This is a genomic window from Micromonospora citrea, assembly GCF_900090315.1.
GTDB lineage: Bacteria > Actinomycetota > Actinomycetes > Mycobacteriales > Micromonosporaceae > Micromonospora > Micromonospora citrea.
Genome location: NZ_FMHZ01000002.1, coordinates 4,337,697 through 4,350,342, shown reverse-complemented (window position 1 = coordinate 4,350,342; position 12,646 = coordinate 4,337,697). Strand labels below are relative to the sequence as shown.

Annotated in this window: 11 protein-coding genes; 3 read left to right on the top strand and 8 right to left on the bottom strand. The window is 75.3% G+C overall.

Annotation, left to right across the window (positions count from 1 at the left end; all coding sequences use genetic code 11):
* Window positions 1-2 precede the first annotated feature (2 nt).
* Both GA0070606_RS20020 and GA0070606_RS20015 read right to left on the bottom strand, forming a co-directional pair.
* Window positions 3-1,493 (bottom strand): NAD(P)H-hydrate dehydratase, encoded by a 1,491-nt coding sequence (locus tag GA0070606_RS20020; RefSeq protein WP_091102734.1) that lies wholly within the window; start codon window positions 1,491-1,493, stop codon window positions 3-5.
* A 48-nt stretch (window positions 1,494-1,541) separates the two neighbouring features.
* A complete protein-coding gene (locus GA0070606_RS20015; protein WP_091102729.1) occupies window positions 1,542-1,910 on the bottom strand; it encodes a holo-ACP synthase in 369 nt (122 codons plus the stop codon).
* 174 nt (window positions 1,911-2,084) lie between these two features.
* Here GA0070606_RS20015 and GA0070606_RS20010 point away from each other — a divergent pair, with 174 nt between their 5' ends.
* Together GA0070606_RS20010 and GA0070606_RS20005 are read left to right on the top strand one after the other, a co-directional pair.
* Window positions 2,085-2,381 (top strand): type VII secretion target, encoded by a 297-nt coding sequence (locus GA0070606_RS20010; protein WP_091102726.1) that lies wholly within the window; start codon window positions 2,085-2,087, stop codon window positions 2,379-2,381.
* A gap of 269 nt (window positions 2,382-2,650) precedes the next feature.
* Window positions 2,651-4,225 carry an alpha/beta hydrolase gene (locus tag GA0070606_RS20005; protein WP_091102723.1) on the top strand — a complete coding sequence of 525 codons (1,575 nt, stop codon included), beginning with the start codon at window positions 2,651-2,653 and terminating at the stop codon, window positions 4,223-4,225.
* Between the two features lie 58 nt (window positions 4,226-4,283).
* Here GA0070606_RS20005 and glmS read toward each other — a convergent pair whose 3' ends face one another.
* Both glmS and GA0070606_RS19995 read right to left on the bottom strand, forming a co-directional pair.
* A complete protein-coding gene (gene glmS, locus GA0070606_RS20000; protein ID WP_091102719.1) occupies window positions 4,284-6,197 on the bottom strand; it encodes a glutamine--fructose-6-phosphate transaminase (isomerizing) in 1,914 nt (637 codons plus the stop codon).
* 102 nt (window positions 6,198-6,299) lie between these two features.
* Window positions 6,300-7,142 carry an alpha/beta fold hydrolase gene (locus GA0070606_RS19995; RefSeq protein WP_091102717.1) on the bottom strand — a complete coding sequence of 281 codons (843 nt, stop codon included), beginning with the start codon at window positions 7,140-7,142 and terminating at the stop codon, window positions 6,300-6,302.
* 115 nt (window positions 7,143-7,257) lie between these two features.
* On the opposite strand from GA0070606_RS19995, the gene GA0070606_RS19990 reads away from it, so the two are divergent.
* On the top strand, window positions 7,258-8,451 hold the full coding sequence (locus tag GA0070606_RS19990; RefSeq protein ID WP_091102712.1) for a pyridoxal phosphate-dependent aminotransferase: 1,194 nt from the start codon (window positions 7,258-7,260) through the stop codon (window positions 8,449-8,451).
* A gap of 112 nt (window positions 8,452-8,563) precedes the next feature.
* Here the strand turns inward: GA0070606_RS19990 and glmM are convergent, their stop codons facing one another.
* From glmM to GA0070606_RS19970, 4 genes are all read right to left on the bottom strand, one after another.
* Complete coding sequence (gene glmM / locus GA0070606_RS19985; RefSeq protein ID WP_091102708.1) at window positions 8,564-9,916, bottom strand: phosphoglucosamine mutase; 1,353 nt, start codon at window positions 9,914-9,916, stop codon at window positions 8,564-8,566.
* 110 nt (window positions 9,917-10,026) lie between these two features.
* Entirely contained in the window at window positions 10,027-10,491 is a 465-nt protein-coding gene (rpsI, locus tag GA0070606_RS19980) for a 30S ribosomal protein S9 (RefSeq protein ID WP_018784602.1), read from the bottom strand.
* A gap of 20 nt (window positions 10,492-10,511) precedes the next feature.
* Complete coding sequence (gene rplM, locus GA0070606_RS19975; RefSeq protein WP_091102704.1) at window positions 10,512-10,955, bottom strand: 50S ribosomal protein L13; 444 nt, start codon at window positions 10,953-10,955, stop codon at window positions 10,512-10,514.
* Window positions 10,956-11,144: 189 nt separating this feature from the next.
* A complete protein-coding gene (locus GA0070606_RS19970; RefSeq protein WP_091102700.1) occupies window positions 11,145-12,527 on the bottom strand; it encodes an MFS transporter in 1,383 nt (460 codons plus the stop codon).
* Window positions 12,528-12,646 lie beyond the last annotated feature (119 nt).

Sequence of the window (12,646 nt, the reverse complement as noted above, 5' to 3'; positions counted from 1 at the left end):
GCCTACTTTCCGCGCTGATCTCCCTGGCCGAGGCGGGCGAGGACCGGGCGGAGGGCGTCGGCCACGTCGGGCGCGGTCACCGGCCCGCCCCGGGCCGCCTCCCGGCCGGCGAGCCCGTGCAGGTACGCGGCCGCGGCCGCCGCGCGCTCCGGCGCCAGCCCGGCCGCGAGCAGCGAGCCGAGCAGCCCGGACAGCACGTCGCCGGTGCCGCCGGTGGCCAGCGCCGGGGTTCCGGTCGGGTTCACGTACGCCCGGCCGTCCGGCGTGCCGATCACCGTGCGGTCCCCCTTGAGCAGCACCACCGCGTTCATCCAGGCGGCCAGCCGCAGCGTGGCCCCCACCCGGTCCGCCCCCGGGCTCTCCCCGCAGAGCCGGGTGAACTCGCGGTCGTGCGGGGTGACCACGATCGGAGCGTCCCGCTTGCGCAGCCGGTCGGCCAGCGAACCGTCGACCAGCAGGGTCAGCGCGTCGGCGTCGAGCACCACCGGCACCGGGGCGGCGAGCACGGCGCGCAGCTCCCCGGCCGCCTCCCCGCCGGTGCCGAGCCCCGAACCGCAGACCCACGCCTGCACCCGCCCCGCGTCGGCGACCCGCCCCGTCGCGATCACCGACGGGTGCCGGTGCAGCACGTCGGCCCGCGCGGAGCCGGCGTAGCGCACCATGCCGGTCGGGCCGGCCAGCGCCCCGGCGACCGAGAGCACCGCCGCGCCGGGGTAGGTCGCCGAACCGGTCGCGACGCCCACCACCCCCCGGGTGTACTTCTCCGAGGCCGGGCCGAGCCGGGGCCACCAGTCGGCCACGTCCGACCACTCGGTGACGCGCAGCGCCGGGCTGCCGCGCAGCCACGGCTCCAGCCCGATGTCGACCAGCTCCACCTCGCCGGCGAGCGCGGCGGCCGGGCCCACCACCAGCGCCGGTTTCAGCGCGCCGAAGGCGACCGTCACGTCGGCGCGGACGGCGCTCGGCCGCCCGGAGGCGGTCAGCGGCACGTGCCCGGTGTCGACCCCGACGCCGCTGGGCACGTCCACCGCGACCACGGTGGCCGGGGCGCCGTCGCGCCCGCAGTGCCGTACCAGGCTGGCGGCGAGCTGGTCGGCGGTGTCCCGCAGCCCGCCCCGGCCGCCGATCCCGACGATGCCGTCCAGCACCAGGTCGACCGTCGCCGGCGGCCGGTCCACGATCCGCCCGCCGGCGGCCCGCAGCGCGGCCAGCCCCTCGGCGTGCGCCCGACCGGGGGTGAGCAGCAGCGCCGACACGGCCGCGCCCCGGCGGGCCAGGTGCGCGCCGGCCAGGAGGGTGTCGCCGCCGTTGTCGCCGGAGCCGACCAGCAGCAGCACCCCGGCCGCGTAGACCCCGCCCCGGTCGGCGAGCAGCAGCGCGCACCGGCGGGCCAGCCCGGCGGCCGCCCGCCTCATCAGCGTCCCGGGCGGAAGGGTCGCCATCAGGCCCGCCTCCGCCGCGCGTACGTCCGCGACCCGCCACACCGGTCTCACGCCACCGCCCCCGTCCGACTTCCGCGCGCGCCCGGCCGCGCGCCCCGATCACCGTTCCGCGACCACCATGGCCGAGGCGATCCCGCCGTCGTGCGACAACGACAGGTGCCAGCGGCTGACCCCGCGTTCGGCGGCCGCCGCCGCGACCGTGCCGGAGACGGTCAGCCAGGGACGACCGTCGGGATCCGGCACGATCTCGCAGTCGTGCCAGCTCAGACCGGCCGGCGCGCCGAGCGCCTTGGCGACGGCCTCCTTGGCCGCGAACCGGGCGGCCAGCGACTCGGGCGACCGGGGGTTGCCGGAGCTGGTGTAGCGCTCGGCCTCCGTGAAGAGCCGGTCGGCGAGCAGCGGCGTCCGCGCCAGGGCCCTGGCGAACCGCTCGACCAGGACGACGTCGATGCCGACAGCGACGATCACGGGCTCACCCTACCGGCGCGGGCCGCCGCACATTAGCCGCCGGCTCACGGCGGGGCAACGCCTGTGGACAGCGGCGCACGCCGGCCGACGGCCGCCGTCCACAGGGCGCCCGGCGGCCGGTGGACACCGCCTAGCGTCCGGGTCGTCGATGTTCCGCGAGGCACGGGGGCCGGGATGACCGAGGAGCCGATCACCGTACGACCAGAGGCGCTGCGCCGGGCCGCGAGCGCGCTCGGCGACGACGCGTACCGGCTGGCGCACGGGCTGGCCGGGGCGACCGGGCTGGTGGTGCCGGCCCCGGAGTGGGCGGCCGGGGCGGCCCTGACCGGGCTGGAGTCGGCGGTGCACGCCTGGTTCGGCGCCCTCGGTGCCCGGGTGGCCGCGACGGCCGGGGCGGTGCGCGCGGCGGCGCAGGCCTACGAGGCGGTGGACGACCGGTCGGCCGGCCGGCTCACCGCCCTGCCCCGGTGACCGCGCCGGCACCGCCGACCGGCGGGCCCGGGCCGGTGCCGGCGGCGAGCCGGAACCAGCCGACAACGGCAGCCGGCGGGCCCGGGCCGGTCCCGGCGGCGAGCCGGAACCAGCCGACGACGGCGGCAGGCCCGAACGGGCCGACGACGGCGGCAGGCGGGCCCGGGCCGCCGGGAGCGGTCCCGGCTCCTGCCGGCCCGCCTGCTCGGGCATCGGCGGCGGGCCGGACCGGGCCCGCCGCGCGGCCGGCCCACCCCGCCGAGCGGGCGGTGGCCGTGGGCTACCGACAGCTCTGGGCGGCCGACCCGGGTGGGTGGCGGACCGCCGGCGCGGCCTGGCGCGGGCTGACCGACCCGGTCGGGCGCCGGGCCGGCGAGCTGTCCGCCGACGCGGCGGCGCTGCGCGCCGACTGGACCGGTGGTGCGGCCCGGGCCGCCGACGCCCGGCTCACGGCGCTGCGCGCCGAACTGACCACGGTCTCCCCCGCCCTCGTCGAGGTCGATCAGGTGCTGGCCGAGTTCGCCGGCCGGCTGGGGGCGGCCAAGGCCCGGCTCGCCGCGGCGGTGACGCGCGCGGAGGGCGCCGGGCTGCTGGTCGACCGGCAGGGGCGGGTGTCGGCCGACCCCGCCCGCGCGCCGGCCACCCCTGCGTCGGGGCAGGTCGCGGCCGGGGTGGGCGCGGCGATCCGGGAGGCGTTGGAGCTGGCCGGGTCCGCCGACCGGGAGGCGGCCGGCCGGCTGGACGCCCTGGCGGCGGCCGCCCGGTCGACGTGGGTGGCCCCGCCGCCGCCCGGCCGGCCGTCGCCCGGCGCGAGTCCCGCCGCGGTGCGGGCGTGGTGGGCGGGGCTCACTCCCGCGCAGCGCCGGTGGCTGGTGGCCCACGAGCCGGGGCTTGTCGGCCGCCTCGACGGGGTGCCGGCGGACGCCCGCGACCAGGCCAACCGGCTGCTGCTCGGTGCGCGGCGGGAGGAGCTGCTCGCCGCGCGGCGAGCGCTGCTGGCGCGGGTGCCGCGCGGGCCGGCGGAGCTGGCCGGGCTGCTGCGGGTCGAGACGGCGCTGGCCGGGCTGGACGCGCTGGCCGGCCGCCTGGCCGCCGGGGAGGCGCCCCGGGCGTACCTGCTGGGGCTGGGCACGGCCGGCGAGGGGCGCGCGGTCGTGGCGCTGGGCAACCCGGACCGCTCGGCGCGGGTGCTGACGTACGTGCCCGGGATGACCTCCGGACTGGGTGACGCGACCGGCGAGCTGGGCCGGGCGGCCCGGGTGCTGTCCCGCTGCGCCGCCCTGGCTCCCGGGGAGGAGGCCGCGGCGGTGCTCTGGCTGGACTACGACGCCCCCGACTTCCTGCACGAGGCGGCCTGGCCGGGGCAGGCCCGGGACGCCGGGCCGGCGCTGCACCGGTTCCAGGAGGGGCTGCGGGCGACCCACGAGGGGCCGCCGGGCCGGCAGACCGTGCTGGGCCACAGCTACGGCTCGCTGGTGGTCGGCACGGCGGCGCGCGACCACGGGCTCGCCGCCGACGCCCTGGTCTTCGTCGGCTCGCCCGGGGTGGGGGTCGCGCACGCCGCCGAGCTGCGGCTGCCTCCGGGGCAGGTCTGGGCGAGCACCGCGTCGGACGACGTGATCCGGCTGGCCCGGCCGCCGGACGAGCTGGCCCGGCAGGCCCTGTACGCCGCGTCGCCGCTGACGGTCGCCGGGCCGGCGCGGGAGCTGTGGTTCGGCCACGACCCCAGCCACCCGGCGTTCGGCGGGCGCACCTTTCCCAGCGGCCGGCACGGCCACACCGGCTACTGGGCGCCCGACAACCCGGCGCTGGACGGCATGGCCCGGGTCGTGCTGGGCCGCTGACCGCCGGGCGCGCGCCGGGCCCGGCCGTCAGCGGGTGGATGGCCGGGCCCGGCGGTGGCTACTCGACGGTGACCGACTTGGCCAGGTTGCGGGGCTGGTCCACGTCGTGCCCCCGGGCGGCGGCGATCTCGGCGGCGAGGACCTGCAACGGCACGGTGGTGACCAGCGGCGCGAGCAGGGTCGGCGTACGCGGCACGTAGATCAGGTGGTCGGCGTAGCGGACGACCGCCTCGTCGCCCTCCTCCGCGATCACGATCGTCCGGGCACCGCGCGCCCGCACCTCCTGGATGTTGGAGACGACCTTGTCGTGCAGCATGCCCCGGCCCACCGGCGACGGCACGATGCAGATCACCGGGGTGCCCTTGTCGATCAGGGCGATCGGGCCGTGCTTCAGCTCGCCGGCGGCGAAGCCCTCGGCGTGCATGTACGCCAGCTCCTTGAGCTTGAGCGCGCCCTCCAGGGCCACCGGGTAGCCCACGTGCCGGCCGATGAACAGCACGGTCGGCTCGGACCGCAGGTCGCGGGCCAGCTCGCGGACGGGCTCGATGCGCGCCAGCAGCTCGCGCAGCTTGCCCGGCATCTGGTGGAGCTGCTCCACCACGGCGGCCACCTCGTCGGCGAACTTGATGCCCCGCACCTGGGCCAGGTGCAGGCCGATCAGGTAGCAGGCGACGAGCTGGGTGAGGAACGCCTTGGTCGAGGCGACGGCGATCTCGGGCCCGCCGTGGGTGTAGAGGACCGCGTCGGACTCGCGGGGGATGGTGGAGCCGTTGGTGTTGCAGATGGCCAGCACCCGGGCCTTCTGCTCCTTTGCGTGCCGCAGCGCCATCAGGGTGTCCATCGTCTCGCCGGACTGCGAGATCACCACGATCAGCGTGGACCGGTCGAGGACCGGGTCGCGGTAGCGGAACTCGCTGGCCAGCTCCACCTCGCACGGGATCCGGGTCCAGTGCTCGATGGCGTACTTGGCGACCAGCCCGGAGTGGTAGGCCGTGCCGCAGGCGACGATGAAGATCTTGTCGACGTCGCGCAGGTCCTGGTCGCTGAGGCGGACCTCGTCGAGCATGATCTCGCCGGTCTCGGTGAGCCGGCCGAGCAGCGTGTCCGCGATGGCCTGCGGCTGCTCCTCGATCTCCTTGAGCATGAACCAGTCGTAGCCGCCCTTCTCGGCGGCCGAGGAGTCCCAGTCGATGTGGAAGTCCTTGCCGCTGGCGGGCTGGCCGGCGAAGTCGGTGATCTCGATGGTGTCGCCGGTGATGAGGACGATCTGGTCCTGGCCCAGCTCCACCGCGTCCCGGGTGTGCTCGATGAACGCGGCCACGTCGCTGGCGAGGTAGTTCTCCCCGTCGCCCCGGCCGACGACCAGCGGCGAGTTGCGCCGGGCGCCGACGACGGCGCCGGGCACCGCCGCGTCGACGGCGAGCAGGGTGAACGCGCCCTCCAGCCGCTGGCAGACCACCCGCATGCCGGCGGCGAGCAGCTGCGGGCCGTCGGGGTGGCCGGCGGCGCGCAGGTCGGCCAGCGCGGCGGAGAGCAGGTGCGCGGCGCACTCGGTGTCGGTGTCGCTGGCGAACTGGACGCCGTCGGCCTCCAGCTCGGCGCGGAGCTTCGCGAAGTTCTCGATGATGCCGTTGTGGATCACGGCGACGCGGCCGTCGGGGGCGAGGTGCGGGTGGGCGTTGCGGTCGGTGGGGCCGCCGTGGGTGGCCCACCGGGTGTGCCCGATGCCGGTGGTGCCGTCGCCGATGCCGATCGGGCTGGCCGCGCAGGACGTCGGGTCCTCGGCGGCCCGCTCGGAGAGCACCTTCTCCAGGTTGGCCAGCTTGCCGGCCTTCTTCTCCGTCAGCAGCTCGCCGTCGCAGACGACGGCGACGCCGGCCGAGTCGTAGCCGCGGTATTCGAGCCGCCGCAGTCCGTCGAGCACGATGCCGAGCGCCGGGCGCGCGCCGGCGTAACCCACGATTCCACACATGTCCCGCAGCCTAACCCAGTTTCGCTCATTGCGCGTGCGCGAAAGCCGGCCAATCAAGCAGGCGATCTGATCAATTCCCGGTTTCAGAGCGGATAACCCTGTTCAGGCGGAATCCTCGTCGAGGAAGGCCAGGAGAGCGGCGGTGAGCGCCGCAGGGGCGTCCTCCTGGACCAGGTGCCCAGCCCCGGGGATGAGCCGCAGACGCGCACCCGGGACCCGCGAGGTGAGTTCGTGACCCTTCGCCACCGGAATCCACTCGTCGTCGGCACCCCAGCAGACCAGAACCGGCACGTCGATCGCGCCATACCGCTCCTCGACCTCGTCGGTGTACCGCTGGTCCGCCTGTGCGATCTGCCGGTAGAACGCCGCCTGGCCGGCCTCGCCCAGCCAGGGCTCGACCAGCCGGTCATGGACCGCCGGGTGCAGCCCGCAACTGCTCGCCGAACTGACGTACTCACGAACCAGGGCGCGGTGCAGGGCGGACGGGAGCTGGCCGAACACCGGCGCGTGCTGACCGACCAGACGGAAGAACGGCGACCCCCAGGGCGCAAGGGCGACCGGGTCGACGAGAGCGAGCCTGCGATACGGGACACCGTGTAGCAGGTGCGCGCGCAGTGCGACCGCGCCCCCGACGTCGTGCGCGACCACCGCCGGCTCGGCCAGCCCCCAGTGCTCGATCAGTTCGCCGAAGATCCGGCCCTGCGCGGCGAGGGAGACGTCCTGCCCGTCGAACTTGGCCGACATCCCGTAGCCCGGCATGTCCCAGACGTACACCTGACGGTGCTGCGCCAGCGCGCCGGCGGTCCCGCGCCAGACATAGGAGGAGAAGGGGGTGCCGTGCAGCAGGACGACCGGTGGCCGCCCCGCCTCGGCCGCTCCGAGTCGGTCCCACCGGACCTCGCCGATGGTGCTGTCGTACGTCCTGGTCAGCTGCCATTCCCGCAACGTTGGTCATCCTTCCTGTCATGGTCGCCGGCTCTCACCGCGGGGGCCGAGTCGGCAGTGCCATCCTCGCAAGGCGTGCGATGGCCCCTCCGGGGGCGGGTTCTAGGCTGTCGGGATGACGACGACCGACGACGTCGATCCGCTGGTGGCCCGGATGCGCCCGTTCGGGACGACCGTCTTCGCCGAGATGTCCGCCCTCGCCGTCCGCACCGGCGCGGTCAACCTCGGTCAGGGCTTCCCCGACACCGACGGGCCGCCGGAGATGCTCGCCGCCGCGGCCGAGTCGCTGCGCTCGGGGCAGAACCAGTACCCGCCGGGCCCGGGCGTTCCGGCCCTGCGCGCGGCGGTGGCCGCGCACCAGCGCCGCTTCTGGGGCCTGGAGTACGACCCCGAGGGCGAGATCGTCGTGACCGCGGGCGCCACCGAGGCGCTCGCCGCGGCGATCCTCGGGCTCTGCGAGCCGGGCGACGAGGTGGTCTGCTTCGAGCCGTACTACGACTCGTACGCCGCCTCGATCGCGCTGGCCGGCGCGGTCCGGCGGCCCGTCACGCTGCGCCCCGACGTCGACGGCCGCTACGCCTTCGACCCCGCCGCCCTGCGCGCCGCGTTCGGCCCACGCACCCGGCTGGTGCTGTTGAACTCGCCGCACAACCCGACTGGCAAGGTGTTCACCCCCGACGAGCTGGCCCTGGTCGCCGAGCTGTGCCAGGAGCACGGCGCGTACGCGGTGACCGACGAGGTGTACGAGCACCTGGTCTTCACCGACACGTCCAGCCCGCACGTCCCGCTCGCCACGCTGCCCGGCATGCGCGAGCGCACCCTGCGCATCTCCTCGGCCGGCAAGACGTTCTCCTGCACGGGCTGGAAGGTCGGCTGGGCAAGCGGCCCGGCGGCGCTGGTCTCGGCGGTGCTGCGGGTGAAGCAGTTCCTCACCTTCGTCAACGCCGCGCCGTTGCAGCCGGCCGTGGCGGTGGCGCTGGCCCTGCCGGACGACTACTTCACGGGTTTCCGCGACGGCATGCAGGCCCGCCGGGACCAGCTCGTCGGCGGGCTGACCGATGCCGGGTTCGAGGTGTTCGCGCCGGAGGGGACGTACTTCGTCACCGCCGACGTCACCGCACTGGGCGGGCGCGACGGGCTGGAGTTCTGCCGTTCGCTGCCCGGGCGGTGCGGGGTCGTCGCCGTCCCCACCCAGGGCTTCTACGACGATCCCGACGCCGGCCGGCACCTGATCCGCTTCGCCTTCTGCAAGCGCCCGGAGGTGCTGACCGAGGCGGCCGACCGGCTGCGCCGGCTGCCCGGGAGCTGAGCCGGCGATCGGCCCGAAAGGGGGCCGCCCGTCGGCCCCGCGCTCCGACCGCCCCTGCGGGACCGGGGCGTCGTGGCCGGGCCGGCGGGCCCGGCCACTGCGGCCGGACGGGTCAGGCGGGGCTGGCGACGCGGACCGCGTCGGCGATGCGCTCGGCCGTCTCGCGGGCGACGTGTTCCGTGGCGGCCTCGACCATCACCCGGACCAGGGGCTCGGTGCCGGACGGGCGCAGCAGCACCCGGCCCGTCTCCCCCAGCTCCGCCTCGGCCCGCTCGACCTCGGCGCGTACGGCGGGCGCGGCGGCGCCGATCGTGCGGTCGCCGACCGGGACGTTGACCAGCACCTGCGGCAGCCGGGTGAGCACCCCGGCCAGCTCGGCCAGGGACTTGCCGGTGGCCGCCATCCGCGACATCAGGTGCAGCCCCGTCAGCACGCCGTCGCCGGTGGTCGCGTACGCGGGCATCACGATGTGCCCGCTCTGCTCGCCGCCCAGCGCCAGCCCGGACGCCCGCAGCTCCTCCAGCACGTACCGGTCGCCGACCTTGGTCTCGACCAGCCGGATGCCCTCGCGGGACATGGCCAGGCGCAGGCCCAGGTTGCTCATCACGGTCGCGACCAGCGTGTCCTGCGTCAGCGTGCCGGCCTCGCGCATGGCGAGGGCGAGGATGGCCATCACCTGGTCGCCGTCGACCTCCTCGCCGTCGGCGGTCACCGCGACGCAGCGGTCGGCGTCGCCGTCGTGGGCGATGCCCAGGTGCGCGCCGTGCTCGACCACCGCGGCCCGCAGCGCCTCGATGTGGTTGGAGCCGCAGTCGTCGTTGATGTTCAGCCCGTCCGGCTCGGCGTGGATGGCGACGACCTCCGCCCCCGCCTCCCGGTAGGCCACGGGGGCCACCTCGGCGGCGGCGCCGTTGGCGCAGTCGACGACGACCTTGATCCCGTCCAGGCGGTGCGGCACGGTGTTGACCAGGTGCTGCACGTAGTGGTCGGCGCCGTCGAGCAGGTCGTGCACCCGGCCGACGCCGGCGCCGACCGGCCGCGCCCAGGCGCTGGTGGCGTTCGCCTCGACGGCCGCCTCGATCTTCATCTCGATCTCGTCCGGCAGCTTGTGCCCGCCGGCGGCGAAGAGCTTGATGCCGTTGTCGGGCATCGGGTTGTGCGACGCGGAGAGCATCACGCCCAGGTCGGCCTTGGCCTCGGCGGTGAGGAACGCCACGGCCGGGGTCGGCAGCACGCCCACCCGGACCACGTTGGCGCCGGCGCTGGTGAGCCCGGCCACGACGGCGGCCTCCAGCATCTCGCCGCTGGCCCGGGTGTCCCGGCCGACCACGGCGAGCGGGGGATGGCTCCGATCCGACTCGGCGAGCGTGTGCGCGGCGGCGACCGCCACCGCCAGCGCCAACTCGGGCGTCAGATCCGCGTTCGCCCGCCCGCGTACGCCGTCCGTGCCGAACAACCGGCCCATACCCGCCAACCTCCGATGAAACGGTCCAGGAAAGGCGAACGGCCGGGCCACCTCCCGTCGAGGGGAGGCGGACCCGGCCGTCCGTCAGAAGTACAACGTGCCGCTGAGGGTCAGCGCTTCGAGTACTGGGGAGCCTTACGGGCCTTCTTGAGGCCGTACTTCTTGCTTTCCTTGACCCGGGCGTCCCGGGTGAGGAAGCCGGCCTTCTTCAGCGCCGGGCGGTCGTCCGGCTCGCTGACGATCAGGGCCCGGGCGATGGCCAGCCGGAGCGCGCCGGCCTGACCGGTGGTGCCGCCGCCGCGCAGGTTGGCGATGACGTCGAACGCCTCCGGCTTCTCGGCGGTGACCAGCGGGTCCTTGATCAGCTGCTGGTGCACCTTGCTCGGGAAGTAGGCCTCGAGGTCACGGCCGTTGCAGGTGATCTTGCCGGTGCCCGGCACGATGCGGACCCGGACGATGGCCTCCTTGCGGCGACCCACGGTCTGGATCGGCCGGTCACCACGAGGCGCGCGGGCGACGGGCGCCGGCGCCTCGGTGGCCTCGGGGGCGACCTCGGTGGCGGTGATGTCGGTCATGCTGATTCCTTCGCCCGCGCTCACTGCGCGATCTGCTTGATCTCGAACGGCACCGGCGACTGCGCGCCGTGCGGGTGCTCGGCACCGGCGTAGACCTTCAGCTTCTTGATGAGCTTACGGCCGAGCTTGTTGTGCGGGAGCATCCCCTTGACGGCGAGCTCGATGGCCCGCTCGGGGCGCTTGGTCAGCAGCTCGTCGTAGCCGACCTGCTTCAGACCACCCGGGTAACCGGAGTGGCGGTAGGCGATCTTCTGCTGCCGCTTGTTGCCGGTCAGCGCCACCTTGCCCGCGTTCACGATGACGACGAAGTCGCCCGTGTCGACGTGCGGCGCGAAAGTCGGCTTGTGCTTGCCGCGCAGCAGCGTGGCGGCGTGGGTGGCCAGGCGGCCCAGCACGACATCAGAGGCGTCGATGACGTGCCACTGACGCTCGATCTCACCCGGCTTCGGGCTGTACGTACGCACAGGTCTACCTTGTCTCGTCGTCGGTCTGGGGTCGCGCGCCGAGGTGACCGGGCGCGCACGAACGACCAAGCGTACCTCAGTGGCACGCCTCTGGATGTCGTACAACAGCAGGCAACGATACCCGGCGCCCCGTCGGCAGGTCAAAACGGGGTGCCACCCGCCCTGACCTGCGGCGCGGCACGGACCGGGTCACACCCCGGCCAGCCGCCGCGGTCCCGGCCGCAGGTAGACCGACCAGGTCACGGCGAAACAGACCGCGTAGGCGGCCACGAAGGCGACATACGCCGCGTCCGCGCTGCCCTGGGTGAGGAACGACTGCCGGAAGGCGATGTTCACCAGCACCCCGCCGGAGGCCCCCACCGCCCCCGCGACGCCGATCAACGCCCCGGTCATCCGGACGGCCCAGCGCTCGGCCGCCGCCGCCTCCCGCCGGCCCGCGTCCACCGCCGCCGTCGCCCGGGCCCGGAAGATCGCCGGGATCATCTTGTACGTCGACCCGTTGCCGATCCCGGAGAAGACGAAGAGCGACAGGAAACCGACCAGGTAGAGCCCGAACGAGCGCTCCCGGGCGGCGAAGAGCACGAGCGCGGCGCCGGCCGCCATCGCGACGAAGTTCCAGAAGGTCACCCGGGCCCCGCCGAGCCGGTCGGCGAGGTGGCCGCCGACGGGCCGGATCAGCGAGCCGGTCAGCGGGCCGAGGAAGGTCAGCCAGGCGGCGTCGACAGGCGTCGGGAAGCGCTCGGCGAACTGGAGCTGGAGCACCTGCCCGAAGGCGAAGCCGAAGCCGATGAAGGAGCCGAAGGTGCCGACGTAGAGCAGCGACATGATCCAGGTGTGCGGGTCGCGGGCGGCCTCGCGCAGCGCGCCGGGCTCGTTGCGCGCCCCGGGGACGTTGTCCAGCCCGCGCGCCGCGGCCAGCGCGGCCAGCACGATCAGCGGCAGGTAGACGGCCGGCACCAGCCGGGGGTACGCGGCGCCCGCCGTGGCCAGCACCGCCAGGCCGACCAGTTGCACCGCCGGCACGCCGAGGTTGCCGCCGCCGGCGTTGAGCCCGAGCGCCCGGCCCTTGAGCCGCTGGGGGAAGAAGAGGTTGATGTTCGCCATCGAGGAGGCGAAGTTGCCGCCGCCGACGCCGGTCAGGCAGGCCAGCACCATCAGCGTGGGGTAGGAGACGCCCGGTTCCAGCAGCACGGCCATCGGCACGGCCGGGACGAGCAGCAGCAGCGCGCTGACGACCGTCCAGTTCCGCCCGCCGAACCGGGCCACGGCGAGCGTGTACGGCAGGCGCAGCACCGCCCCGAGCGCGGCCGGCACGGCGGTGAGCAGGAACTTGCCCGCCGGGTCGATGCCGTACTCGGGACCGAGGAAGAGCACCGTCACCGACCAGAGGCTCCACACGGAGAAGCCCACGTGCTCGGCGAAGATCGAGATCCAGAGGTTTCGGCGGGCGATCGGCGCCCCGGTCGTACGCCAGAACTCCGGGTCCTCGGGGCGCCAGTCGTCGATGCGGCGGCGCCCGGCGGCGGCCGGGGCGGCCTCGGCCGGGGGCGTGCTGGGGGCGAGTGTGCGCACGGCGGCTCCTCCTCGTCGGTGTGACCTGGAGGAACGCTAGGAATCGGGGGTTACCCCGCGATGCCCGTCGCGGGTCGGGCCGGAAACGGAGACCGCACCTCGGCCGGGCGCCGCCGGTG

Coding starts and splice junctions, on each gene's coding strand:
- GA0070606_RS20010 (WP_091102726.1), top strand. CDS start 2,085: ATGACCGAGGAGCCGATCACCGTACGACCAGAGGCGCTGCGCCGGGCC.
- glmS (WP_091102719.1), bottom strand. CDS start 6,197: ATGTGTGGAATCGTGGGTTACGCCGGCGCGCGCCCGGCGCTCGGCATC.
- GA0070606_RS19990 (WP_091102712.1), top strand. CDS start 7,258: ATGACGACGACCGACGACGTCGATCCGCTGGTGGCCCGGATGCGCCCG.
- glmM (WP_091102708.1), bottom strand. CDS start 9,916: ATGGGCCGGTTGTTCGGCACGGACGGCGTACGCGGGCGGGCGAACGCG.
- rpsI (WP_018784602.1), bottom strand. CDS start 10,491: ATGACCGACATCACCGCCACCGAGGTCGCCCCCGAGGCCACCGAGGCG.